Here is a 25,429-nt window from a genome sequence, read left to right as displayed (position 1 = left end):
TTAATTAACGTGGACCTCCTTTCTAATGAATCATTTTGAGTTGTTCAATTTACCCGTAGAACTCGATATCGATTTGGCGAGCTTAAAATCTAGTTTCTTGAATTTGCAGCAGCAACATCATCCTGATAAAGCAGAAGATAAAAATCAGGCTTTGATCAAATCAAGTGAAATCAATCAAGCTTTTAAAACACTATCGCAAATAGACAGCCGCGCCGCTTATCTTTTAGCATTAAAAAAGCAAGACCATCACCTCGATCAATCTATTAGCGATTTTGAGTTTTTACAATCAGCGTTGGAACTTCGTGAACAACTTGATGAAGCAACCTCACAAGAGCATCTAAGCACTCTTAAACAAGAAGTGTTTCAGTGGATAGAAAGTCTAGTTCGCGAATTTAAAATTGATTACTCAGATGAAGACTGGGGTGAAGCTCGAGATACTGTACGCAAATTACGTTTCTTCCAGCGCGTTCTTAACGATATTGAAAAAGCAGAAGATCAAATGTTGGATGACGAAGACAACTTTGATTTAGACGACGATTTTTAATTTTGCTTTTTCCAAATTATATTCAAGGGATTTAACTCATGGCACTTTTGCAAATTGCTGAACCGGGTCAATCCAGTGCCCCACATCAACACCGCATTGCGATTGGTATCGACCTAGGAACAACACATTCTTTAGTTGCGACAGTGTTATCAGGCAAACCTAAAGTACTCAATGACGAAAAAGAAAGAAGACTCCTTCCTTCTATTGTGCACTATGGAAATGATGCTACTCACTATGGTGAAGAAGCAAAGCCTTTCCTTATTGCCGACCCTAAAAATACAATTGTTTCTGTAAAGCGCTTTATGGGTCGTTCAAAAGCAGATATCAAATTTCAGCATCCGTATGAATTAATGGGTTCTGAAAACGAGATGCCAGCTTTTGAAACACGTGCCGGTCGTAAAACCCCTGTTGAAATTTCTGCTGAAATTTTAAAACAATTAAAAGACCGTGCTGAAACTAGCTTGCAGAATCCAGTAAATGGTGCAGTAATTACTGTTCCTGCCTATTTTGATGAAGCTCAACGACAAGCAACTCGTGATGCAGCACAACTTGCGGGTTTGAATGTATTACGTTTATTAAATGAGCCAACTGCTGCTGCTGTGGCTTATGGTTTAGACCAAGAAACTAATTTAGCCACAGATCATAACTATGTAATTTATGATTTAGGTGGTGGTACTTTTGACGTATCAATCTTGCGTTTCTCACAAGGTGTCTTTGAAGTTTTAGCTACCGGCGGCCACACTGCATTAGGTGGTGATGATTTAGATCGTCTCATTGTTAAATGGGCTAAAAAGCAGCTAGATATTGATACTTTGAGCGACGAAGCATATGCAGTGTTTATTGTTGCTGCTCGTCAAGCAAAAGAACAATTATCTACGCAAGAATCAGTTCAGTTAAAATTACTTGAAAATGTACTCACACTTGGTCGCTCAACTTTTGAAAGCATTATTCAGGTTGCTTTAGATAAAACAATCAGTGTTTGTAAGCGTGTTTTACGTGATGCAAAACTTGAATTATCAGATATTCAAAATGTTGTTTTAGTGGGTGGTTCTACCCGTTCGTATGCTGTTCAGCAAGCAGTTCGAAATGTCTTTAATCAAGAACCACTTTGCACGATCAACCCTGATGAAGTAGTTGCAATTGGCGCATCGATTACTGCCAACCAATTAATTGGAAACAGTCAAGACGGCTCATTACTTTTAGACGTAATTCCTCTTTCACTTGGTTTAGAAACCATGGGTGGATTAGTAGAGCGTCTTATTTCACGTAATACCGCTATTCCTGTTGCTCGTCGTCAAGAATTCACAACTTATCAAGATGGCCAAACAGCCATGCTTATTCATGTGGTTCAAGGTGAACGAGATTTAGTAGAACATTGTCGTTCATTAGGAAGATTTGTCCTTCACGGCATTCCCCCTATGACTGCTGGTCAAGCACGCATTGAAGTTACCTTTCAGGTAGATGCAGATGGCTTACTCACTGTTTCGGCTCGTGAAACAACTTCAGGTGTACAGGCTCAAATTGATATTAAACCATCTTATGGTTTATCAGAATCTGATACTGAACGCTTATTAATTGAAGGCTTCCAACACGCGGAAGAAGATAAAAACCTGCGTCATTTAAAAGAAACCAAAGTTGAAGCACAACGTGAACTTGAAGCTTTAGAACAAGCTCTCAAAGTTGATGCCGATTTGCTTAATGATGAGCAGCTTGATGCACTTAAAACTGCTGAGAATTTGCTAAAAGTACAGCTTGAAGGCAATGATATTCAAGCAATTGAAAAAGCTGTAGAACAACTTAAAGTACATAGTGATGCTTTTGCCGCACTACGTATGAATCGACATATTGACCACGCCTTAAAAGGTACAAAACTTGAAGATTGGTCAAATTCAAACTAAAGGTATAGGTGATCAATATGCCCCGTATTAAAGTACTTCCTCACGCTCAATTTTGCCCTGAAGGCGCAGAATTTGAAGTCGAACAAAATGCAAATCTTTGTCAAAGTTTGCTCGATCGAGGAATTAAAATTGAACACGCTTGTGACATGTCGTGTGCTTGTACAACTTGTCACGTAGTCGTTCGCAAGGGTTTTGACAGCCTAGAAGAAATGGATGATGTTGAAGCCGATCTTTTAGATCGGGCTTGGGGGCTTGAACCAGATTCTCGTCTCTCTTGCCAAGTGAAGATTGTTGATGAAGATTTAGAAATTGAGATTCCTAAATACACAATCAATCACGCATCCGAAAGCCATTAAAATAAAAAAAGCTGCTTTTAAAGCAGCTTTTTTTAACTTCACGTTTTAAACTTTAAACCTGATCTTGTTGATCAATTTCAATAGGTTTAACTTCATCTTCTAGTCTTAACCGCGCAATACCTTGAGTATTAATTAAAGTTTGTTGAACTTTAAGTCGTTGAATCATTTTTTCAAGTACTTCTACTAATTCAGGGTACTCATAGTTTTGTACTTCTTCTAAATTAAGTACTAAATGAAAGCCTTTATACTCATAGTCGAACCATTGCTGATGATCTGACTTATTCCCTGTGTATTTCTCCATCACTTGCCAGGTCTTTACAGCACCTTGAATACCTTTTAAGTAAATTGGCGTTTTGGGAGCACAAAGAAAATCACTTTTGATTAATTGATAAGTATCATCTGAAATTAAAATTTCATCTATTTCAGCAGCATATTGTAAACGAGCTGCTAAATTCACATCTCGACCGACAATGGTATAAGCCATACGATGTGTTGCGCCATAATTTCCTACGTGGCAGTAACCTGTACTAATTCCCATACGGATGTGTAAGGCTGAATAGCCCATTTTTTTCCAACGTTCGCGCAACAATTTCATTTGTTGACGCATAGCGATTGCCATTTCTACGCAGGCTTTGGCATCTTGTTCTACGCCCTGAGAATTTGGATCACCAAAAAATATGAGGATGGCATCCCCCATAAATTTGTCAACTGTAGCTTCATATTGCTTGGCAATTTCAGTCATATGGCTTAAATAATCATTAAGCAAAAATGCCAAGTCATCAGGAATTAACGTTTCAGATAACTCTGTAAAGCCCTGAATATCAGAAAAAAATACCGTCATTTTTTTTCGTTTATATTCAATTTTTGCTTCAGCTTCACCGCGCATGATAGATTGCCACAACTGTAGTGGCGCATAACGGCTTAACTGATTAGCAAAAGCAATATAGCGGGTCATTTGATCATAGTAATGTTGACGCTGCTGACTAATTTTTTTAACCCAACGATGCTGGTAGTAATTTCCAATGGTAATAAACATAACCAAACCCAAGAGTGTAATAACAGTTAACTCTTGGCTAGTAGGTTCAAAATATGTATAAAAACCAAAAAGGAAAAACGTACTTAAATAAAAAATAATCGCGCCTAGCAGGCTCGTCAAACAAATGACTGCGAAAGAAATACGGCTATTAATTGCAGAATAAAATAATGCAAATACTGCAATAAATGTAGGTACCAAATTAAGATGCAGACCCGCCAAGGTAACTGCTACGACAATTGCATCAATTGCAAAAAAGACACTTTTTTGAGTTTTCTTATCAAATTGGTATTGAAGCCAGTGTTCTAACTTCGAACTAATAAAAAGTAAAAACAGAAAAAAAGGAGGAATATAGATCTGATAATTTGTATTAGGTGAGGTAAAAGCATAGATCACTAAAATTAAGGACAGAATTGAATATCCCATCAAGCGATGAAAATATGCAAACTGCTTAGGCTCTCTATCGATAAACCTCTCTAATTGCACCCTATCCTCCAAACCTCAATGTAGCCACATTCATATAAATGTGGCGTTGCATCGATTAATCCATGCGCCAATCAAAAGGCATATCACCTTGACCACGTAAAGCAAGCATAAGGGTTTGACGCATATGAGCCAGTACATCATTTGTGTATGGAACTGCAGGTGTGCCCCAAACTGGCTTAGGCCATGCAACATCATTTTGATAACGCACGACATGATGGAAATGCAACTGAGGTACCATGTTACCTAGAGCTGCAACGTTCATTTTATCAGCACGGAATACTCGAGCTAGCTGGCTAGACAACCAACTTGATTCACGTAAAAACTGTTCTTGATCAGCTTGACTCAATTCATATAATTCTGTGATTCCCGGCACACGAGGGATTAAAATCAGCCACGGGAATTGCATATCATTCATTAAACGACATGTTGAAAGCGGAAAATCGCCTACAAAAAAAGTATCTTGAGCAAGTTGTGGATGCAAACTAAACATATCTTTTATAAATGACAATAAACAATAATGGCTAATACTATCACATCAGTTTTGATGTGAGTATTGCTAGTGGCTGGTTTGATTACAAATAACAATGATTTTATGCACTTATTTCTCCTGTGATTAGAGAAATGGTGCATAAAATTCTGATATGAGCTTACAAAAAATTTGTATGGAATGAAAATCACTTTGAAACACTATTTAAGCATGTATTTCATTTAATAATTTAGCTAACAAATCATTAATGAATTGAATGCGTTTTTCATGTTCTTCAAGCTGCACCATAACCTTCAAACGCTGACCACCTTCCATACGATAATAGTTCGGATGCTTTTGCATGAGTTGAATAACACTAATCGCTTGAACAGGTGTATCTGGTGAGAATTCAATATTGCCACCTTGCGTATTGATATCAATTTTTGTAATACCCAATTGCTCTGCTTTCAAGCGAACCTGATGAACACTAAATAAATGTTTAACTGATTGCGGTGGAACTCCAAAACGGTCAATTAATTCCATACGGATATTATCGAGTTTTTCTTGCGTATCTGTATTACTAATACGTTTATAGAACAATAAACGCTGATGCACATCACCTAAATACTCATCTGGAATAAGCGCTGGAATATGTAAATTGATTTCTGCTGTTAAAGATAAAGGCGCATCAAAATTCGGGGTTTTACCTTGCTGAATTGCCTTAGTGGCTTTCTCAAGCATTTCCATATACAAGCTATATCCAATTGCCTGCATTGAACCGCTTTGTTGCTCACCTAAAAGCTCACCTGCACCGCGAATTTCTAAGTCTTCTGTAGCTAGCATAAAACCAGCACCGAGAGTTGAAGCACGCTGGATTGCATCTAAACGCTTTTCTGCATCACCTTTCAAGTGTTTTATAGATGGAACTAATAAATAAGCATAGGCTTGGTGATGGGATCGCCCCACACGCCCACGTAATTGGTGTAATTGAGCTAAACCAAGTTTATCGGCCCTTTCTATCAAAATAGTGTTGGCATTTGGAACATCAATACCGGTTTCAATAATGGTTGAGCATACCAATACATTAAATTCTTTGTGATAGAACTGCTGCATAACTTGTTCGAGCTCTCGTTCTCTCATCTGTCCATGAGCGACTGCCACACGAGCTTCAGGTACAAGAACACGAATATTTTCAGCAGCCCTTTCAATCGTATCGACTTCGTTGTGTAAGAAGTATACTTGGCCGCCACGTAGTAATTCACGCAAGATAGCTTCTTTGATAGAAGCTTCCGTATGTTCTTGTACAAAGGTTTTAACCGCTAAACGACGGGCTGGCGGTGTAGCAATGATAGATAGATCACGCATTCCCGAAAAAGCCATATTTAAAGTTCGTGGGATTGGTGTTGCAGTAAGCGTTAACATATCTACATCTGCACGCAATGCTTTGATACGCTCTTTATCACGCACACCAAATCGATGTTCTTCATCGACGACCATTAGACCCAAGTCTTTAAATTGCACACTTTCTTGTAAAAGCTTGTGTGTTCCCACCACAATATCGACTTTACCCGCAATTAAATCTTCAATATTTTTTGTATGGGTTTTATTTGAACCAAAACGTGACAACACTTCTATACGCACCGGCCAATCAGCAAAACGATCTTTAAAAGACTCATAATGCTGTTGTGCAAGTAAAGTTGTAGGCACTAAAACAGCAACTTGCTTACCATTTTGCACAGCAACAAACGCGGCTCGCATGGCTACTTCAGTTTTACCGAAACCCACATCGCCACAAACAAGGCGATCCATAGGCCTAGCTTGTTGCATATCATGAAGGGTCGCTTCAATAGCATTCGCCTGATCAAGCGTTTCTTCATAAGCAAATCCACTGGAAAATTGCATATAAAGCGATTGATCGAGTTCAAAACCAAAACCAGGTTTTGACTGACGACGTGCTTGTATATGCAACAATTCGGCTGCAACATCATGAATTTGTTCTAAAGCTTTACGTTTAGCTTTACTCCAAGCATCACTTCCAATTTTATGAAGTGGAGCTAAATCTGGATCTCCACCACTATAGCGACTAATAAGGTGCAAATTAGTTACAGGGACATAAACTTTTGACCCTTCTGCATAATTTAGCTGCAAGAATTCATAATCTTGCCCCTCAATTGCTAAAGTAACTAATCCTGCATAACGCCCCACACCATGATCAATATGGACAACAGGGGCATCAATACTGAGTTCAGTCAAACTTCGAATTAAGAACTCTTCTGAAACTTCTTGCTGACGTTTACGACGTCGCTGAACTACCCGATGTTCATATAACTGATTTTCTGAAATAACTGACAATTGGTCAGTTAAAAGTAAGCCACGGTCTAGCGGAGCATTTGTAATAGCAATTGCAAACTGGCTCGTCTGAAACTGTTCAAAACTGTCTACGCCAGGAATATCTCCTAAACTGGCACGCAAACCATCTCTTAAACTTTCACGTCGACCTGCACTTTCTGCAACCAATAAAACGGGATGATTTGCTTCATCAATATATTTTTTAACAACGGCAAACGGTTTTTCTTTTTTCGGATCGACCGCTAACTTTGGTGGCTGCTCGACCTTAAGGTTTAATGCGCCAGTTTTTTCTTCAACAGTCTCGGCACTTACAAGCATACGCGGGAACTGATTTAAAGCACTGAGCAAATGATTTGGAGCAATAAATAACTCTTCAGGTGGAAGAATTGGCTGATCTACGTTATGACGTCTATCTTCATAACGACGAAAAACTTCTTTCCAAAAGTTAGTTAAATCAGTATCTACATCATTAGTTGTAATTACAATGCAATTCTTTGGAAAGTACGTTGTAAGTGTACTTTGCGATTCCATTTGTGCTTTATCAAAAAACAATGGTAAATAAAATTCAATTCCTGGTGAAGCAATTCCCTCTAAAACATCTTGATAAATCGGGTTTTTCTTAGGGTTTGCTGTAGGGAAAAGTTCAGAATACCGATCTCTAAAAATTGAACGTGCTTCTTTTAACGGAAATTCTTTTGCAGGTAAAACTGTAAAACTTTTTAAAGCTGTAGTCGTTCTTTGCGTTTCTGGATCAAAGAATTTTAATGTATCAATTTCATCGTCAAATAGATCGATACGAATAGGCGCTTCTTGCCCTGACGCAAAAATATCCATAATACTGCCACGCACAGCAAACTCACCGTGATCATAAACAGTATCTACCAAATGATAACCAGCTTGTACCAAACGTAATTTCTGTTGCTCTAAATCAAATTTTTGACCTACACGAATATCAAAATGCTCACCTAAAACCCATGAATATGGTGCAACTCTTTGAGCTAAAGTGCTCGCCGAAAGGAGCAATACACCCTTCTGAGGCATATTAGATAAAATCGCTAGGCGTTCTGAAACAATATCTTGATGAGGTGACAAACGATCATACGGTAAGATTTCCCAATCAGGAAAAATTGTCGGTTTTATGCCATAAAACTCAAGTTCACTTTCTAATTGAGCAACATGCTGGTTATTTCTGGCGACTACAACAAGTAAAGACGAATGCTGAACAGCAATTTCTTTGAATAATAATGCAGCAGATGAACCTAATAACGACCCCACCCAACGCTTTTCACCGGCTTTGAGCTGTTGTAAATTCAGTTGAGAGATTTCTTGTTGAAACATGTATATGGCTTTTATCAGCTAAGAAGATATGAGCCTAATAGTAGCATGATGTTTTTAGTGAAATGAGTTATTTTTTTGAAAATCAAACTACTAGTTAGCTCTACTTTTTATATTTTTTAATCAATCAACTATGATTATTTATCACGCAAAAACAAAGCGTAATATTGATTTAATATTTGTATAATCGCTTTAAGCTGAAGTAGCTTTTCTTGTGTATTTCCCAATCTTTCTACATAACGTTGGGTTGCGATTTCCAGATCAATCTTTTCATTAATTTGTGGAGTAATGAGAAATAACTTCTGAAGATTATCAAAATTTTGTAATTTACGATTTGAGAAGTATTCCAGATGTTCTGACCATTTCTCATTGATTACTACATCTTTAAAGATAGGTCCTCGTTCAGAATCAAATTTTAATTGACTTTCTTGCAAGTAAAGTTGTTCTGGCGTTTCTTTTGAGCCTTGAAAAAGCTGAGTTATCTTCTTAAACATTTCATCACATCATATTAATTTTAAATTTAAGCAATGGAAGCAATCTCGTTACTTCCATCATATAAGCCTTCGAATTTATAGACTATTCATCGCCTAAATCATCAAGAAAATCGACAGTTGGTACAAAAAATAAGGTACCAGTCTGGGCAGTACTAAAATCAAGCAACTGATCAAGATTACCCTGCTCATTACCTAAAAACATGTTTTCAAGCATTTGTCGAGTTGTACTAAATTTACGCGAGTAGCCAATAAAGAATGTGCCATATTCATTTTTTGAAGGGTTGGAAAAAGGCATATTCGCTCGCATAATTTTGAGCTCATTACCTTCTGCATCATGAGCTTTACTTACAACATTATGAGCAGTTAAAGGCTTTTCATCATCACTGAGTTCAACATCATTGAACTTTTTACGGCCAATCACTTTTTCTTGCTCTTCATCGCTCAACCCACGCCATTTTTCCATGTCATGTGTATATTTTTGAATAAAAGCATAACTACCCCCGATAAAATCAGGATCTTCATTACCCACTAATGCCCACTGCGCTGCAATAACGGGTTCCGGATTCTCTGTTCCATCTACAAAGCCAATAATTGCACGTCCGTCAAAATAACGAAAACCATGAACTTCATCAATTGGATGCGTTACTTTACCAAGCTGTTGATTAATTATATTGCCTAGCTCGTAACATAAAGCCTGACGATCGGCACGAATATGAAAAAATAGATCACCTGCGGTTGAAACAGCTGTGTATTTCGGCCCTCTAATTTCTTGAAATGTTTCTAATTCTTGAGGCTTCGCTTGCTCTGGAAATAAAATATCCCATGCATTTGAACTAAAACCCAACGTCGCATTAAATTTACTTTCTGGATAACGATTAGAGAGGCTTCTAGTTAATGCTGAAAAATTAGCAGCAAAATCTTTTACTTTTTCTATTACAGAATCACCTTGAGCTAGCCCCAATACAATAAATAATGCATTTTCACCAGGAGCGCTTGTTACAGGCTGAATTCTCATACATTCCATAAAATATGCCTTTTTAGGTATTTAACCCTGTTAATTTAGCATATTCATTTTCTTTTCATACATTTTGTAATGAAATCTGATGTTGTTAAGAGTTTAAGTTAAGCGCCTTAAACTCTTACTAAAAATGATCTTAATTAACGCCCATATTGCTTCTTTAAATATTTTACGATTTGAGCAGACTCAAACATCTTCACTCCAGTATTTGGGTCTACCAGATAAGGCACCTGCATTTTACCTTGCATAACAAGCAATATTTTTTCTCTTTTTCCACCTTTTAAAGGCACATATTTACCCGGTTTTAAACGAAGAATAGCTGGGCCCTGGTCTTGCCATCTTTCTTTTGCAACATTATGCAAAATATATGGAAGCTCAAGCTCACAGAGTAAACCTCTTACAATTCGCGAATAAGGACTTGCCTCAAAACTCCATAACTCAAGTTTTTGTTCAGGCGCAGCTCTATCAACAATTTTTTTGTTTATCCAAACGCCCCGAGCACCATTTAATATGGTTCCAGCAAATGCCACATACGGCATGTTCGGATAATTCGAAAATTTCTGAGGCGTCTTTCCAGTTTTACCGTAGTGTTTAAATAAATGATGAATAATGTCTTGTGATTCATATAACTTATCACAAGTATTTTCATCAATTAAAAAAGGAAACTGTAATTTCCCGCCAGTCTTTTTAACAATAGAACGATATTTCAACCCACCTTTAGGACATGGATAAATTTCGACATCCAGATTCAAAAGTGTAATCACTTCACGAACACGACGACAAAATGGCGAACCTTCAAACTCATATAGCTTCAAAGCTTTTACAGGTTGCTGAGGAAAAGCAGTGCCTGTTACGCCTCTACCACCTTCAGCAATTGCAGATACAACTGCCTGTAATACCTTAATTTGATGATTCACCATCCTGCAATCCTCTATAAATTGTGATTAAACTAATTTTTCTTTTGAAATCACAATTCCATTATTATCAGCATAGATAAAATCGCCGGATTGAATTGTGACACCACCAAAATACAAAGTGGTGCCTACTTCGCCAATGCCTTTACGATTACTTTTTTGCGGAATTGCAGCCAATGCATGTACTCCCAAATCTAAAGTTGCAAGTGCATCAACATCTCGTACACAGCCGTAAATTAAGACACCATTCCAGTTATTTTTAACGGCCGATTCAGCAATCATGTCACCTATGAGCGCACAGCGCATAGATGCTCCGCCATCTACGACTAATACTTTATCTGTACCATCTGTTGCCAGTAACTCTTTTACACGCGAGTTATCTTCAAAGCACTTTACTGTTACGATCTGCCCCTCAAAAGTTTTACGCGCCCCATAACTTTGAAAGAACTTTCCATCCATTGAGGGAATTACAACTTGTAAGTCTTTTTCAGGGTTATCATCTAATAAATCACATGTTACGAATGGTACTGTCGACACTTTTATTCTCCCTTATCGAGTTTTCTGTATGCTCAGATTATCATATCGTTTAAAGGCTTCAATTTGCGTTAGCGCCGCTACGACCATCGTATGAGCCAATTGCTCCGCAGTTACAGGCTTATATTTGAATGGCTTTTGTAATTTATTCTCAATAAATTTAAATAGACTTTGCCCTAAGTCCTCAATAAACCGTACATCACTGCGTTTACCAATCAGTAAAGATGGTCTAAAAATAGATAATTTTTCGAGCTCTAGACTCTCAATATAATCTTCTAGTTGTCCCTTCACTTTATTATAAAAAATCGGTGAACTGGCATTTGCACCAAGTGCACTCACTAACAATAAATGAATATGTTTATCTTGTACCAAATCTGCCAAATGAGCATTGATTTCATAATCTACAGCATAGAAACCTTGTTTTGAGCCCGCATTTTTTAACGTTGTTCCCAGACAGCTAAATGCATGGGTATGACCATTCACATCTTCATCATTCAACATTAAGAAATCTTCTATGATGAGCTGATTAACTTTGTCATATGTATTAAATACTTGAGATTCTTTTCTAACGACTACGGTAATGGCTTCAAATTCTGGAGCCTGCTGAAGCTTTTCTACGAGTGCTAATCCGACCAGCCCTGTTGCACCGAGCACAATCGCTTTTTTCTTACTTGCTGTCATTTTTTATCCATCCCTATCTAGCTTTGTTTTAAATTTAACCTTTTCTTACCGTTTTAACAGCCCCTAAAACAGCTTAAAACGTTCTCAAGGCTTGACTTCACGGTGTCTATTCATCACAATATGGCACTTGTTTACGGGCTGGTGATGGTTACACCAGTTTACTGGATTGACCACAGCCCGCCCAGACCAACTTATTTTCAAGGAGTGCAAGAGTGGCAAACTCTGCTCAAGCTAAAAAACGTGCGCGTCAAAACGTTACTGCACGTAAACACAACGCAAGCTTGCGTTCTATGGTTCGTACATACATCAAACGCACTTTAAGTGCAATTGCTGGTGGTGATCATGCTGTTGCTACAGAAGCTTACCAAAAAGCTGTTCCTGTAATCGACCGTATGGCTGATAAAGGCATCATCCACAAAAATAAAGCTGCTCGTCATAAGAGCCGTTTAAATGCTCAAGTTAAAGCGTTAGCTAACTAATTAAAGCATGTAAAAAAAGCCCTATTGGGCTTTTTTTATTATCTATCATTTTTGAGCTTATAGCGTTTTTCGAAATTTGGCTACATTCAGCTCATAGGCCTTGCCTCTCCAAATCCATTTTAATTTGCAATTTGGAAATTCTTCACCTTCAAACCATACAAATATGCCTTCCATCATTTCAGGCCAATCTTCTTTCTTAATATTATTTTCACCAGAAATTACAGCAACAATTGCAGCAATAATAGTGTCATGACTGACAGCTAAACTCAGTCCGCCTCGAGTTTTAGGATGCGTATGATAAATAAGCTCTAGCACGTCTAAAACACCAGTAATGGGGTGTTTCATGCCAGGTAATGCATTATTTACAAAACTATTAATAAAACCCAAAGCGCCTTGCTTTTTAAAATAAGGAGCAGCTTGTTGTATATCTAGTACAAAGCTACCGGGCTCAACCAGTAGTCCTTGCTCAATAATTTCAATCGTATGTGTATTAAACTCAGGACTTACATCATCAGCCCCTTCAATCATGAGCGCAGCCGTATCGACACAACGTTGTATTGGGCTTGAAATACAATGCTGAATAACACGATCTGTATTTTTAATTAAATAGTTACCCCATGCTTGCGCAAGCTCACGCCCCTGAGGAGTGAGTTGCAGATCATATCCAGCTAAACCTTGCCCATCCACAAGTTCTCTTAGAGAATGGCGCGTAAATAAGGTCACAGGAGTTGAAGCATCGGGCAATAAATCAATTGCTTCAAACATACTTTTAGGCAATAAATCGAGTGCCATTTTTATCTTGTCATCTTTTTTCAATACTTTGCCACTATAACATGTCTGGCATAACTCTCAATCTATAACACCTGATTGGGCTAGTGCTTCAAATGCTATTTTTTTGCTTTCCTGATCACGAAATGCGATAAAGCCCTTATTTAAAACCGTGTGTCTTTGGTTATATTCAAAAGGTTTTCCATCAAGAGTAAGTAAACCACCGCCTATACTTTCTAACAAACCTTGACCAGAACTGGTGTCCCATTCAGAAGTGGGATGAAATCGCGGGTAAATATCTATTTCACCTTCTAACATCATGCAAAATTTATAGGCACTACCTGCTTCTCGTCGAATAATGCTGTGTTTTTCTTCAATAGGCTGAATAAATTTCTGATATTTCGGATTCTTACTACCATGACTAAGTCCTATTTGTATCGGCTCATCTAGCGAAGACGAAGTTATCTGATATTGATACCATTGTTTTTGAGTGAAACTATATTTAAAAGGTAAGTCTTGCAGATATCCTAAATACACGACTTGTTCACATGGCACAGCAATAACTGAAAAGATCGTCTCTTTACCCTTAATCAAACTTAGGTTTATCGTAAATTCATCACGCTCATGAATAAATTCTTTTGTTCCGTCAAGAGGATCTAACATCCAACACGTAGACCAGTCATGGCGAGCACTATAATCACTTTCTTCAGACAAAACGGGCAAGTCTGGAGTAATCTCTGCCAAGTGCTTTAATAAGAAAAGGTTCACTTTTAAATCTGCTTGAGTTACAGGTGAATCATCTTGTTTTTCATGAATAGTGAACTCATAACCCGCAGAATAATTTTGATATTCTTGTAATAAAATCTGGCTCGCTTGTTCCAAAACTGGAAGAAGCTGATTAATCAAAGTATCTTGTGGGCGCGTAGTTGTTATAAACATAAATATGCTCTACATAGTTTCATTTCTATTATAGGTGAATTATGAACAATTCAGTATTCGCGAACAGTTTGATTTACTAAAATAGTCATTTATCTTAATAATTAGATAATCGCTGTTTTCTATGCATGCTATGTAGTTAATATGAATAATGATGATGTCAAAAAAGCCTGCATTGTGTACAAAAAACACTCTATAAGTTATGAAAAATAAACAACTTAAATCAGATTCATCCATTTCATTTTCATGTATTTCTTGTTATGTTCAATCACACAATAACAAGATGGAAGAAAGCGCACATGATGCTATATGGATATCATTTCTCGACAATAGAACGTAACTGGGAAGAACTTACTCCCTTGAATGAGTTCTTACAAACATTTGCAGATGATGATGGTGATGTTTCAACAAGAGATAAAGAATCTCTTAAAGAAATCATTGCAAAATCAGATACAGCTTTAGCTTTAGCAAGAGAAATGGGCTGGGATGGTAGTTATACAGGATGTCCTTATCTATTCTGGTTACCAAGCAAAAGTAGCCAGTCTTTTGAGTATGGCTTTGTATTTAAACAGACATCAGACAATACAACTTTTGTTATTTCACCCATTGAATTGAGCTATCTGGATCAGGATTCTGAAGTGCAGAAATTAAGTAAAAATATTGAATAAACAATAGAGGTTATTGATTCAGATTTGATATCAATAACCTCGTTTTAATTTCAATCAAACATACTTAACTGTGGCGTAGGTTTTATAATTTTTTCTTTTGGCACATGAGAGCATTCAAACTCTTCAACTGGAAAACCTTCGACAAAGCTTGAAATATCGGGCGATTCTAAACTTAACCATTCTTCTAATCGGTCATGTGGAATCACAATAACCGATCTTTTGACATCGCCTGGTTCGTGAAAGTCTTTCATCATAGGGTGGTCTATGGCATCCATAGTCAACATACTTGCAGAACGGATAACTGTCTCATTGATTTTGCAAATTTCATAGATCGCTGCAATAAAAAAAGCCTGCCCATCTTTACGGCGTACACTCCACCGCTCGGGCTTATCATTTATATATTTACTTTCATAAAACTCTGTCACAGGTATTACACCAAACTTACATTTAAGCGCTGCTTCTTGAAAACTCGGTTTTTGAAAAATCGTTTCATGACGAGCATTGTAGGTATGTTTTGCTATGTTGGTATCTTCAGCCCATTTTGGAACTAAACCAAACATGACTTCACGCCATTCAAGACCTTGGGGTGATTTAAATAATAGCGGCATTGTTCCCGCGGGATAAACCTCTTCGGCATAGCTAAAGCCGACCACAGGCAACTGGAGTTGCTGCAATTGGGCAAGATTTAAAGGTTTAAAGTTGGCACACATAGCAAGACTAAACTACTGTATTTTTACTCTCTTATTTTATAAGCATTTACGCGATAAACCAAATAAAAAGGCACTTGAAAGTGCCTTTAACGACATAACTTTACGCTTATGAAACGTGGTGAATCCCTTGAGGAATGGCTTGTAATAGTCGTTTGGTATAATCATGTTGAGGATGTGCATAGAGCTCATCCGAATTGGCAATTTCAACAACTTCACCATGATTCATGACCATCACCTGATCAGAGATATACTTCACAACAGATAAGTCATGTGAAATAAAGATATAACTCAGCCCAAACTCATCTTGTAAATCTTGTAATAAGTTAAGTACCTGCGCTTGAACTGAAACATCGAGCGCCGAAACAGATTCATCACAAATCAAAATTTCAGGCTTTAGCGTTAAACATCGTGCAATCGCAATACGTTGACGCTGTCCACCCGAAAATTCATGCGGATATCGATAGTAAGCTTGCTCAGGTAAATTCACTCGCTCAAGCAGTCCAAGCGCAATTTGTTTACGCTCAGCATCATCTTTACCAATGTTGTGGATTTGCATCGGCTCTAATAAAATCTGCCCAACCGTAAAGCGTGGATTAAGAGAGGCATATGGGTTTTGAAAAATGATCTGAATCTTCCGTTGATATTTAGCAAACTCTTTTTCAGTTAATGAAAGAATATCTTTACCTTCGATGAAAGCCTGCCCGCCAGATGCTTGATGTAAACGCATGAGTAATAGACCTACCGTCGTTTTACCGGAACCAGACTCTCCGACTAAACCTAAGGTTTTTCCTTTAGCGAGTTTAAAAGAAACTCCTTTAACTGCCTGAAACTCTTCTTTGCCAAATAAACCTTTACGGCTATAAAAGCTTTTTTTCAGATCTTTCACTTCTAAGATGATTTGCTCATCACCATTTAAGCCACGTTTGCGCTGCGGAATTTCCGAAGCATCAAAACTTTTCTCAACCAAGATATCCTCTTCTTGGCACATAAAATCACTGGTCACAGGCAACCGATAAGGACGCTGTGATATTTGTGGACGACAGTAAAGTAATGCTCGGGTATATACATCTTTAGGCTGTTCCAGAACCTGTTCAGCAGCGCCTTGCTCTCTAATTTCACCATGACGCATCACAATGACTTTATCTGCAATTTCACCGACCAGTGCCAAATCGTGGGTAATAAAAAGCATCGACATTTGACGGCGCTTACGCAACGATTCGAGTAAATCAATAATCTGCTTTTGAATAGTGACATCAAGTGCAGTGGTTGGTTCATCGGCAATCAGTAGTTTAGGTTCACAAGCAATCGCCATTGCAATCATGACACGTTGCTGTTGACCACCCGAAAGTTGATTTGGATAGGCATCAATTTTAATTTCAGGTGAAGGAATACCTACTTCTTTAAGTAGCTCTAAAACGCGTTGTCGGGCCTGTTTACGGCTCAACCCCATATGCAAACACAACACTTCCGCAATTTGATTACCAACTGTAAAAACTGGGTTTAATGATGACATGGGTTCCTGAAAAATCATGGCAATATCTTTACCACAGATTTTCCGCATATCTTTACGAGATAAACTGAGTAAGTCTTTGCCTTCAAATATAATTTTACTTTGCTCATCAATTTTACTCTGACCTACAGGCAGTAATCCCATAGTTGCCAAAGAAGTAACTGATTTACCACTACCCGACTCACCTACTAAAGCAACCGTTGTATTTTCAGGAATATCAAAGCTAATTCCTTTTACGGTTTCAATATATTGTTTATCTTCACCTTTAAAACTTACTCGTAAATTTTTAACGTGCAATAACGGCGCATTCTTATTTTCATGTTCTGACATTAGGATTTCCTCTTATTTTAGTTTTGGATCTAATGCATCACGGAGTGCATCCGTAAACATTGAAAATGCCGTGACCAAAACAGCCATCGCGACAGAGGCTGCGACAAGCTGCCACCACTTACCTAAAAGAAGTTCACTTTGTGCTTCATTTAACATGCTCCCCCAAGACACTACGCCTACGGGTACACCAAAACCTAAGAAACTCAAAATAACTTCAGATTTAATAAAAGACACCACCAGAATTGACATTTGAACTAAAGCAATATGACTGACGTTTGGAAAAATATGAATAAATATACGGCGGAAGTGTCCAACACCAATTGCTTTAGCAGCCAGCACATACTCACGTGCGGTATGTTTCATATATTCGGCACGAATTAGCCGATAAACACCCGTCCAGCCCGTTAAACCTAAGATCAGAACAATAGATAAAATGCCTTTTTGTTGAAGTACGGCAGCAATGGCAAGCACTAATAACAAATATGGAATCGAAGTAAAAATGTTATAGAACCAGTTGAGAATATCATCAACCCAGCCACCAAAATATCCTGAAATTGCGCCTAAAAGCGTACCAATACCTACCGCAAGTAAAGCAGATATCACCCCAACAATAATTGAAGTTTCAGCACCTTTAATTGTTTTCTTTAAAACGTCTTGCCCCCACTTATCAGCTCCAAATACAAGAGTGCTTTTCAGTTGGGTTTGCTGATCTAAAAGATGCCCGCCAAGTTGGTGATCAATGGCTTTCATATCATCGGCTAAAGGGTCAACTACGCCATAGTAGTCAATCGCGCCTCCGGAGCTATTCTCTTGCTTAATTTCAGCCTTGAGTTGATGGATTACATCTTTTAGAGGGTCTACTGGGTTTTCGGGTAATTCCTCGTCAACCGCCGCTGCATTTTGTCCAGCATCTGTTGTCTTATCTGCACCTATAAATGTGGGAGGTGCGTAGCTCACTGCAACTTCTTTATTCCAGTCAGATGCAATCACACCCGTCATTGATAGAATCAAGATAATAAAATAAAGCAATACAATCGCTAGTGATGACATCGCGATTTTGTCAGCCCGAAGACGTCGCATGGCAAGTTTCCACAGGCCAGATGAATGAGTTTCGGCTTTTGTTTGTTCTTTTCTTTTTGATAAAACGCTCAGCATAGCCCACCTACTTCAACTGTACACGTGGATCAACCACTTTGTAGACCAAATCGGCAATCAGGTTAAAAATCATGGTTGCAGCTGCGATGTATACTGTAATTGCCTTAATAACAGGAAAATCACTTCGTTCAACTGCAATAATGACCTCTCGACCAATCCCGGGAATACCAAAAAAACGTTCAATTAAAAATGCGCCTATGAGCAACGCAGGTAAAGTTGACATCACATCAGTAATAATCGGAATTGAAGCATTACGAAGTACATGTACACCTAAAATTCGACTTTCACCTACACCTTTGGCACGTGCTGTTCGAACATAATCCTGATTAATTTCATCAAGTACAAAACTACGATACAAACGTAAGGTCGGTGCAATACTCACAACCAACATGATTAAAATTGGAAGTAAGGCAAATTTAAATAAATTCTCGGAAAAAGTATCACTCCAGCCTTGCACAGGAAACCAGCTCAGCTGATAAGCCAGAACATATTGAAAAACAATGATGTAAACTAAAATACTGATCGACATCGCAATAGTGCATAGCATCATGACCATACGGTCGGTTAGAGAGCCACGTACCGCTGCAACAGCCAATGCCAAAATAATTGAAATAACCGTCTGTAAAATAGTGAGTGGGATTAAAAGCGTTAACGATGGCCCTAATCGAGTTAAAATAATTTGGGAAACAGGTTCACCCGTACTCCAACTCGCGCCATAGTCAAAAGTGAGAATCTGCTTAATAAAAATCCAGAGCTGAACGTAATAAGGCTGATCGACACCCAGCTGTTTACGAATGTTTTCGATCTGCTCAGGATTGGACATCTTGCCTGCTAAAATATAAGCAGGATCTCCACCGACCCAGTTAAAAAGAATAAAAATAAGTAAGACTACCCCCAACATGGTTGGAATCATCTGCCATAAACGCCGAATAACATATGCCAGCATAGTGATAATTCCTTATTTAACCCGTTGTCCAGTAATCTCATTAAAGAACGCTTTGTTATCAGGTTCACGGCCAAGAAAATCTTTAACCAATTGAGCAGCTGGTTTTTGGCTACCTTGCGATAAAATCGTTTGACGGTAACGCTGTCCAACTTGTGGGTTATTAAGGTTGTCACCATAAGCCGAAAGCATGTCTAAAGCTAAAACCTCAGACCACATATAGCCGTAATAACCTGCTTGATAACCACCCATCAAATGTCCAAACTGCCCAGGAAACTCTGTTGTTGGGACATAACCTAAAGCTGTAGCAGCTTCCATTTTTTGCCAACTTTCTAAAGGGTTTACTTTTAAAGCATCGGCAGTATGAAGTGACATATCGTACTGTGCATAAAGCGTTTGACGCGCATAGCGTAAGCCGCGTCCATAGTTATGTACTGCTTTTAAACGGGCAATTAGTTCGTCATCAACACGTGGACATGCTGGATCACAATAATCGGCCACTTTAGATAAGGTTTCTTTACGGCGTGCCCACTCTTCATACATTTGAGACGGCGCTTCTACAAAATCACGCTCTACAGATGTGCCAGACTGACTCGCATAACGTGTATTTGACAAAATGCCATGTAAAGCATGACCAAATTCATGAACAAAAGTTTCTAGCTCATCACTGTTTAATCCTTTACGGTTAAAGTTGGTAACTAATGCTGAAACGGGTAAGCGGTTGGTTAAAGTACTGCCACCGTATACTCCCCAAACGGCCGCATGGCCATACTTCCCTTCACGAGGGAATTTATCCATATACAAGCCACCCAAAAGTTTGCCTGTCTTTTTATCAACTACATCGTAATATTCAACTTCGCTCTGCCATGCTTTAACTTTGACAGGTTTAAAATCAATACCATAAAGGTCAGATGAAATAGCAAACAACCATTTTTGAGCAGCTAAAGTTGGAAAGTAATCACGAAGCTTTTCTTGATCAATCTGATATTTATTCTTACGAAGCTTTTCGCTCCAGTAAGCTTCACTCCAACGTGTGATCTCGGTTTTTTCTAATGGCGTTTTTAATGTTTGCGCTTTAAATGCACGTAGTTCTTCTACTTCTTTGCGTTCAAGTGGTGCTACTGTTTTTTGGACTTCTGCTAAAAATTGATTTACAGCCTCAGGCGTTTTAGCCATACGGTCTTTTAAAACCCAATCTGCATAACTTGCTTTTCCAAATAACTGAGCAAGCTCATAACGCAAATCAATTGCTTGTTTGAGTAGTTTTAAATTTTGCTCAGTACCGCGTCGAGTAAAGGCAATTTGATATCTTTTCCGAGCATCATCATTATCTGCCAACTCCATAAAAGGACGATATTCAGGATATTCAAACCCTAATAAATAATTACCTTTAGCATTTTTCTTTAATGCTGAAATATAGCTTTCGGGTAAACCCTTCATTTCATCTGGAGTAAATTCAAGTTTCTCCGGATTATCACGGATTTTGCGGGCATATTTTTGTTCAAGTTTAGTCAACTCATCCAGAATAGCCTTCATTCTTGCACGTTTTACAGGTTCAAGTTGAACACCTGTGTCTTCAAACTGATCTAGAATATCTTGGCGGTATTTTTGGTCAATTGGGTCTGTTGCTTGTGTATTTTTGATTAGGTTATATAGCTTCGGGTTCTGAAATATATCAGTGTGAAACTGATTAATTTTGATTTCACAGTCTTCTGCTGCCTTACGTAACTTTGCATCTGGGTCTACATTACTATATAGACTTATCGGACCTGAGAAATCTTCAAAATGCGCAAAAATTTTATCCCATTTTGCCAATATAGGCGCCGCTGCTGCATTATCTTTAACAGGCATTTTTTCAAAAATTGTAATCTGTTGCTGAATCTTTTTTAAATTAGCATCGCACCATGCTGGAAGTTGTTGGGCTTTAAGTAATGGCAAAGTAGGACGTGTTGTCTCTGCCACTGCAAACTGACTTATGCCTATTGCCAACATACATAAAGTAGTCATTTTCAGTGCATTTTTTTTCATCATATCTCCAATTTTTTTCATTTAATGATTAGATTTAGTATGTGTATCAATATCAATGTACATCCACTCAGCATGTAAAATTGGATGCTTCTTATATCCAATAATTTGTGGCTGGGCCAACATATTTCGATAACGCGCATAAGACACTTGCACTGGCATATAAACTTCTAACAAGCGTGTCATTTTGCGATAAAGTGCATCTCTTTCAGGACCTGCTTGCATTTGTTGTGTCTGACGATACAACTGGTCAAACTCTGGAATAGAACCACAAGACCAGTTCGTCATATGTGTATTGGGACCATAAAAATTCTGCATAAAATTATCGCCATCAGGATAATCAGCTATCCATGCAGAAGACCCAAACATACCTTCACATTGTTTTTGCGCACGAATGAGGTCTGCAAAAAGCATGGGTTTAAAAACCATGCGAATATTTAAACTATCAAAGTTCTTTTTCCAAAGTTCAGCACTTTGCTGCCCAATACTGTCACTGCGCGCCATATATTCAATGACCAGAGGCTTCCCATCTGGCTGTGTACGCCAACCTGATGCATCTTTTTTATAGTGATATCGATCTAATAGTAAGTTTGCTGCTTTCACAGAATATGGTGTACTGCTTCTATACTGTGGATCATTGCCTACTACCCCTGGTGGAACTGGAAAATCTAAACGCTGAGCATCATCATTTCTTACTAATTTAATTTCTTGAGCTAGTGAACGAGACATTGCAATTGCACGACGTAATGCAATTTTTTCTTTACTCATTCCCCCCACAATCGGATTTTTAAGATTCCAATAAATATAGCTAATTTCAGGATCGACAATACGAGATAAATGCACACCTTCTTTAGCAAGTTCAGGTCTTAATTTACCGTCTTTAATTGCTTTTGCGACCAGTTGCCCTTCAAGCTGGAATATATCAATTTCACCACGCTGAAATGCCAACCATCGTGATTGATTTTCTTCCATAACCTGAATATCAATTGTGCCTATTTGAGGCATTTTTTTACCTTTAAGGCGCTTCACAATTGCCTCATCCTCAGAACTACTGGCAGCAAAGTTCCAAGTAAAACCGCGGAAATCAGGATTCGCTTTTAAAACAATACGTGAAGCAGGCACCCATTTATTGAGTACATAAGGCCCAGTTCCTACAGGATGGCCCATCACATACCCTGCTTTATCTTTATACTTTTCGATGACTTCATGTGCCACCGCACCTGTAGGGTCATGTGCAAGTAATAAAGGAAAGTTATAATCTGGCTGAACTAAACGAATCACTAAGGTATATCTATCTGGCGTTTGTAAACCACTTACGCTTTGGTCATAGTTAAATTTTCCGGTTTTATTGGCTGCTTTTACTAATGCATCCATGCCTTCAATTTTGCTCTCTAACAACCAGCTATTTGGTGAACGTAAATTCGGGTCTAATAACCGTTTAAAAGAGTACGCATAATCGTTTGCTGTTAACTCTCTCGGTTTACCTTTAAAGACCGGATCTGGCGTAAAATAAATACCTTTTTTAATATGAATGGTATAAGTCAGGCCATCGGCACTGACTTCTGGCATGGCTGTGGCTATTTGCGGAACAAGTTTTGCGGGCCTTGCTAAATAGTCATAGGTATATAAAGTTTCAAATATCGAAGTGGTTACATGCGCCGAATACAAATCATGGATATAAGCTGGGTCGAAACCTGTTTCAGCCGTCGGGAACACATAACGTAAAACTTTATTTGGATCGGCTGGACTTTTTGCAAATATAGTCGTAGATCCAGTTAATGCCATACTGGCAAATAACAAACCGACACTACAATGCTTGAGCTGTTTTATTAAATTTTCAGTCATATTTATCTTTATCTAAAATTATTTTTTAACAGGGGTAATATCAAGATATTGCCAATTTGTATTCATCATTGGGTGGGGTTTAAAACCCTGAACTTGTGGTTGTATCAACCAGTTACGAATTCGAGTTACATGAATAATCCACGGATTGTCAGCTTCAATCTGGCGGTTAAGCTTTTCATAATATGGTAGACGTTGTTGGGGTGGTAAATGAGTGACTTGATTATAAAGAGCATCGTATGTTTTTGACTGGTAACATGCATGGTTTCCTTGACCTGCATTTGGACCATAAAGTAATTGTGCAAAATTATCTCCTTCAGGATAGTCAGCAATCCATGCTCCACTCCAAATCATATATTTGCATTGCGTTGCAGCTTTTAAGTTATCTGCAAAGTTACTCACCTTGAAGTCCGCACGAATACCAATGGCATCCAGATTTTTTTTCCAGAGTTCGGAATGAATAACCGATGCTGAGCTATTTTCATTATTAATTTTTAAAACTAAAGGCTTTCCGTTTGGCAAGTTTCGGTAGCCATCAGCCCCTTTTTTATAACCATAATAATCAAGTAGTTTATTTGCCAATAGCGGATTGTATCCTACGCTACTTTTGTACTTCGGGTTATAGCCATTTACACCTTCAGGTATGAACATTTCTGCCCTAACAGCTTGGCCTTTATAAGCCTGTCGTATACTTTCTTTTTGATCGTATGCCAACGTAATTGCTCTACGAAGAGCGATCTTTTCTGGGCTAAAACCACCAATGACCGGATCATGCATGTTCATCATCGTATAGGTAATTTCAGGTTCTTTATTAGGGAAATGCTTAATCCCTCTTTTTTGAAAAGATGCTTTAAGTTTTCCCCCCTCTAAAGCTTGAGGAACTGCATTCGCAGTAAGTCTATCAAAATCCAATTGACCAGACTGGAGAGCTAACCATCGAGACTGTTGTTCTTCAATAATACTGACTACAACTTTACCAACTTGCGGCATTTTCTTACCGCTCATTTCCTTAACCAGCTGGTTATCCCACGGCGTTCCTGTTGACTTAAAGTTCCAGACAAAACCACGGTAATCAGGATTGGCAACCAGTTCGACCTTACTTCGTGGTACATATTTACTTAACATGTAAGGTCCAGTGCCGACCGGATGCATACCAATACGGTCACCGTAATAATCAACAACCTCTTTAGCTACACCACCAAAGGTAATATAAGCAAGAATATAAGGAAAATTAAAGTCTTGCCGAGTTAAGGTGAATTGTAGAGTATATCGATCAAGTGCTTTGACTCCTGTAATAGATGCAGCGTAATCAAATTTTCCAGTTTTCTTTGCTTTCGCTACAACTGCATCGGCACCTAATAATTTACCATCAATAAAAGAAACAGAAGGTGCCCTATTTTCAGGATCCAGAATGCGTTTTATTGCATAAACATAATCTTCTGCCACAAGTTCACGGCGTTTACCTTTAAAGGCAGGGTCATTAGTAAAATAAATACCTGGTTTAATTTTAAATGTATAAACTTTACCGTCTTGTTCAACCTTAGGCAGGCTTTCAGCCGTATAAGGAACTAACTGTACTGGACGTGCTAGATAATCATATTTAAGTAAAGGTTCAAAAATAGCTTCTGCAATGCTACCACTATAAAAATTGGTGGTTTTAACCATGTCAAAACCATCATCAGGCGCCTCATAAGCAACATGTAATATTTTGTTTGGTTGTGCAGGCGTTTGGGCGAAAGCACAAGAAACTGATGTAATAGCCAGACTTAAAATGGCGAGCTTAAAAATTTTTAATTTCAAGTTCCTACCTACTTAATTAATATTTTAAAGATATTATCCTTTTGAGTAACATCTAAATCCGCATAAGAAAAGTTCTTTCTCAACGGACTACTTTCTCCTTAGTAAATTATTAGCTTTTTATTCAATCTTTTATTTGATCGAATGGAAAACATCAT

Annotated in this window: 22 protein-coding genes; 5 read left to right on the top strand and 17 right to left on the bottom strand. The window is 38.1% G+C overall.

Annotated elements, in window-relative coordinates; all coding sequences use genetic code 11:
* Nucleotides 1–25 precede the first annotated feature (25 nt).
* From hscB to fdx, 3 genes are read left to right on the top strand one after another with little or no spacing between them, the layout of a single operon-like run.
* The gene (gene hscB, locus NL42_RS04790) at nucleotides 26–544 is read left to right on the top strand and encodes a Fe-S protein assembly co-chaperone HscB (RefSeq protein ID WP_016138263.1); all 519 of its coding nucleotides are present in this window, start codon (nucleotides 26–28) and stop codon (nucleotides 542–544) included.
* 38 nt (nucleotides 545–582) lie between these two features.
* Complete coding sequence (gene hscA, locus NL42_RS04785; protein ID WP_461311941.1) at nucleotides 583–2,442, top strand: Fe-S protein assembly chaperone HscA; 1,860 nt, start codon at nucleotides 583–585, stop codon at nucleotides 2,440–2,442.
* 17 nt (nucleotides 2,443–2,459) lie between these two features.
* Nucleotides 2,460–2,798 carry an ISC system 2Fe-2S type ferredoxin gene (gene fdx, locus NL42_RS04780; protein WP_004792653.1) on the top strand — a complete coding sequence of 113 codons (339 nt, stop codon included), beginning with the start codon at nucleotides 2,460–2,462 and terminating at the stop codon, nucleotides 2,796–2,798.
* Between the two features lie 52 nt (nucleotides 2,799–2,850).
* On the opposite strand, the gene NL42_RS04775 is transcribed toward fdx, so the two are convergent.
* The 8 genes from NL42_RS04775 to NL42_RS04740 all read right to left on the bottom strand — a co-directional run bounded on the left by NL42_RS04775 (nucleotide 2,851) and on the right by NL42_RS04740 (nucleotide 12,108).
* Nucleotides 2,851–4,317: an adenylate/guanylate cyclase domain-containing protein gene (locus tag NL42_RS04775; protein ID WP_461311940.1), complete on the bottom strand. Its 1,467-nt coding sequence runs from the start codon at nucleotides 4,315–4,317 to the stop codon at nucleotides 2,851–2,853.
* 55 nt (nucleotides 4,318–4,372) lie between these two features.
* Nucleotides 4,373–4,807 (bottom strand): HIT domain-containing protein, encoded by a 435-nt coding sequence (locus tag NL42_RS04770; RefSeq protein ID WP_004792657.1) that lies wholly within the window; start codon nucleotides 4,805–4,807, stop codon nucleotides 4,373–4,375.
* Between the two features lie 201 nt (nucleotides 4,808–5,008).
* On the bottom strand, nucleotides 5,009–8,470 hold the full coding sequence (mfd, locus tag NL42_RS04765) for a transcription-repair coupling factor (RefSeq protein ID WP_461311939.1): 3,462 nt from the start codon (nucleotides 8,468–8,470) through the stop codon (nucleotides 5,009–5,011).
* A gap of 134 nt (nucleotides 8,471–8,604) precedes the next feature.
* The gene (locus tag NL42_RS04760) at nucleotides 8,605–8,961 is read right to left on the bottom strand and encodes a hypothetical protein (protein WP_461311938.1); all 357 of its coding nucleotides are present in this window, start codon (nucleotides 8,959–8,961) and stop codon (nucleotides 8,605–8,607) included.
* 82 nt (nucleotides 8,962–9,043) lie between these two features.
* Complete coding sequence (locus tag NL42_RS04755; protein ID WP_461311947.1) at nucleotides 9,044–9,976, bottom strand: Dyp-type peroxidase; 933 nt, start codon at nucleotides 9,974–9,976, stop codon at nucleotides 9,044–9,046.
* A 143-nt stretch (nucleotides 9,977–10,119) separates the two neighbouring features.
* Nucleotides 10,120–10,899, bottom strand: a complete 780-nt coding sequence (locus NL42_RS04750) for a glutathione S-transferase N-terminal domain-containing protein (protein ID WP_461311937.1) — start codon at nucleotides 10,897–10,899, stop codon at nucleotides 10,120–10,122.
* A gap of 24 nt (nucleotides 10,900–10,923) precedes the next feature.
* A complete protein-coding gene (rraA, locus tag NL42_RS04745) occupies nucleotides 10,924–11,430 on the bottom strand; it encodes a ribonuclease E activity regulator RraA (protein WP_336166206.1) in 507 nt (168 codons plus the stop codon).
* A gap of 12 nt (nucleotides 11,431–11,442) precedes the next feature.
* Nucleotides 11,443–12,108 carry an NAD(P)H-binding protein gene (locus NL42_RS04740; protein WP_336166208.1) on the bottom strand — a complete coding sequence of 222 codons (666 nt, stop codon included), beginning with the start codon at nucleotides 12,106–12,108 and terminating at the stop codon, nucleotides 11,443–11,445.
* Between the two features lie 212 nt (nucleotides 12,109–12,320).
* On the opposite strand from NL42_RS04740, the gene rpsT reads away from it, so the two are divergent.
* A complete protein-coding gene (gene rpsT, locus NL42_RS04735; RefSeq protein WP_003651535.1) occupies nucleotides 12,321–12,587 on the top strand; it encodes a 30S ribosomal protein S20 in 267 nt (88 codons plus the stop codon).
* A gap of 57 nt (nucleotides 12,588–12,644) precedes the next feature.
* Here the strand turns inward: rpsT and NL42_RS04730 are convergent, their stop codons facing one another.
* Both NL42_RS04730 and NL42_RS04725 read right to left on the bottom strand, forming a co-directional pair.
* Nucleotides 12,645–13,379 carry a histidine phosphatase family protein gene (locus NL42_RS04730; RefSeq protein ID WP_461311936.1) on the bottom strand — a complete coding sequence of 245 codons (735 nt, stop codon included), beginning with the start codon at nucleotides 13,377–13,379 and terminating at the stop codon, nucleotides 12,645–12,647.
* A gap of 57 nt (nucleotides 13,380–13,436) precedes the next feature.
* On the bottom strand, nucleotides 13,437–14,294 hold the full coding sequence (locus NL42_RS04725; protein WP_461311935.1) for a 3'(2'),5'-bisphosphate nucleotidase CysQ family protein: 858 nt from the start codon (nucleotides 14,292–14,294) through the stop codon (nucleotides 13,437–13,439).
* A 296-nt stretch (nucleotides 14,295–14,590) separates the two neighbouring features.
* Between NL42_RS04725 and NL42_RS04720 the strand changes: the two genes are divergently transcribed.
* On the top strand, nucleotides 14,591–14,959 hold the full coding sequence (locus NL42_RS04720; protein ID WP_016138275.1) for a hypothetical protein: 369 nt from the start codon (nucleotides 14,591–14,593) through the stop codon (nucleotides 14,957–14,959).
* 50 nt (nucleotides 14,960–15,009) lie between these two features.
* Here NL42_RS04720 and NL42_RS04715 read toward each other — a convergent pair whose 3' ends face one another.
* The 7 genes from NL42_RS04715 to NL42_RS04685 form a co-directional block, all read right to left on the bottom strand.
* Nucleotides 15,010–15,669 (bottom strand): SOS response-associated peptidase family protein, encoded by a 660-nt coding sequence (locus tag NL42_RS04715; protein ID WP_461311934.1) that lies wholly within the window; start codon nucleotides 15,667–15,669, stop codon nucleotides 15,010–15,012.
* Nucleotides 15,670–15,775: 106 nt separating this feature from the next.
* Complete coding sequence (locus tag NL42_RS04710) at nucleotides 15,776–17,509, bottom strand: ABC transporter ATP-binding protein (RefSeq protein WP_461311933.1); 1,734 nt, start codon at nucleotides 17,507–17,509, stop codon at nucleotides 15,776–15,778.
* Nucleotides 17,510–17,521: 12 nt separating this feature from the next.
* The gene (locus NL42_RS04705; RefSeq protein WP_461311932.1) at nucleotides 17,522–18,664 is read right to left on the bottom strand and encodes an ABC transporter permease; all 1,143 of its coding nucleotides are present in this window, start codon (nucleotides 18,662–18,664) and stop codon (nucleotides 17,522–17,524) included.
* A 7-nt stretch (nucleotides 18,665–18,671) separates the two neighbouring features.
* Nucleotides 18,672–19,610: an ABC transporter permease gene (locus tag NL42_RS04700; RefSeq protein ID WP_016138279.1), complete on the bottom strand. Its 939-nt coding sequence runs from the start codon at nucleotides 19,608–19,610 to the stop codon at nucleotides 18,672–18,674.
* Between the two features lie 12 nt (nucleotides 19,611–19,622).
* Nucleotides 19,623–21,656, bottom strand: coding sequence for a M3 family metallopeptidase (locus NL42_RS04695; protein WP_461311931.1), 2,034 nt, complete (start codon nucleotides 21,654–21,656; stop codon nucleotides 19,623–19,625).
* Nucleotides 21,657–23,477 carry an ABC transporter substrate-binding protein gene (locus NL42_RS04690; protein ID WP_461311930.1) on the bottom strand — a complete coding sequence of 607 codons (1,821 nt, stop codon included), beginning with the start codon at nucleotides 23,475–23,477 and terminating at the stop codon, nucleotides 21,657–21,659. It lies immediately after the preceding gene.
* A gap of 18 nt (nucleotides 23,478–23,495) precedes the next feature.
* A complete protein-coding gene (locus NL42_RS04685) occupies nucleotides 23,496–25,274 on the bottom strand; it encodes an ABC transporter substrate-binding protein (RefSeq protein WP_461311929.1) in 1,779 nt (592 codons plus the stop codon).
* Nucleotides 25,275–25,429 lie beyond the last annotated feature (155 nt).

The organism is Acinetobacter sp. GN11, assembly GCF_054823985.1.
Note: the sequence above shows the minus strand (reverse complement) of the source record. Positions and strands in the feature narration are given on the sequence as shown.

Bases quoted from the DNA above. Each gene is read 5' to 3' on its own strand.
- NL42_RS04730 (WP_461311936.1), bottom strand. From the start codon at position 13,379: ATGGCACTCGATTTATTGCCTAAAAGTATGTTTGAAGCAATTGATTTA.
- NL42_RS04770 (WP_004792657.1), bottom strand. From the start codon at position 4,807: ATGTTTAGTTTGCATCCACAACTTGCTCAAGATACTTTTTTTGTAGGC.
- NL42_RS04710 (WP_461311933.1), bottom strand. From the start codon at position 17,509: ATGTCAGAACATGAAAATAAGAATGCGCCGTTATTGCACGTTAAAAAT.
- NL42_RS04690 (WP_461311930.1), bottom strand. From the start codon at position 23,477: ATGACTGAAAATTTAATAAAACAGCTCAAGCATTGTAGTGTCGGTTTG.
- hscB (WP_016138263.1), top strand. From the start codon at position 26: ATGAATCATTTTGAGTTGTTCAATTTACCCGTAGAACTCGATATCGAT.
- NL42_RS04705 (WP_461311932.1), bottom strand. From the start codon at position 18,664: ATGCTGAGCGTTTTATCAAAAAGAAAAGAACAAACAAAAGCCGAAACT.
- NL42_RS04740 (WP_336166208.1), bottom strand. From the start codon at position 12,108: ATGACAGCAAGTAAGAAAAAAGCGATTGTGCTCGGTGCAACAGGGCTG.
- NL42_RS04715 (WP_461311934.1), bottom strand. From the start codon at position 15,669: ATGTGTGCCAACTTTAAACCTTTAAATCTTGCCCAATTGCAGCAACTC.
- NL42_RS04725 (WP_461311935.1), bottom strand. From the start codon at position 14,294: ATGTTTATAACAACTACGCGCCCACAAGATACTTTGATTAATCAGCTT.
- NL42_RS04720 (WP_016138275.1), top strand. From the start codon at position 14,591: ATGATGCTATATGGATATCATTTCTCGACAATAGAACGTAACTGGGAA.
- NL42_RS04755 (WP_461311947.1), bottom strand. From the start codon at position 9,976: ATGAGAATTCAGCCTGTAACAAGCGCTCCTGGTGAAAATGCATTATTT.
- NL42_RS04695 (WP_461311931.1), bottom strand. From the start codon at position 21,656: ATGAAAAAAATTGGAGATATGATGAAAAAAAATGCACTGAAAATGACT.
- hscA (WP_461311941.1), top strand. From the start codon at position 583: ATGGCACTTTTGCAAATTGCTGAACCGGGTCAATCCAGTGCCCCACAT.
- fdx (WP_004792653.1), top strand. From the start codon at position 2,460: ATGCCCCGTATTAAAGTACTTCCTCACGCTCAATTTTGCCCTGAAGGC.
- NL42_RS04750 (WP_461311937.1), bottom strand. From the start codon at position 10,899: ATGGTGAATCATCAAATTAAGGTATTACAGGCAGTTGTATCTGCAATT.
- NL42_RS04760 (WP_461311938.1), bottom strand. From the start codon at position 8,961: ATGTTTAAGAAGATAACTCAGCTTTTTCAAGGCTCAAAAGAAACGCCA.
- NL42_RS04700 (WP_016138279.1), bottom strand. From the start codon at position 19,610: ATGCTGGCATATGTTATTCGGCGTTTATGGCAGATGATTCCAACCATG.
- mfd (WP_461311939.1), bottom strand. From the start codon at position 8,470: ATGTTTCAACAAGAAATCTCTCAACTGAATTTACAACAGCTCAAAGCC.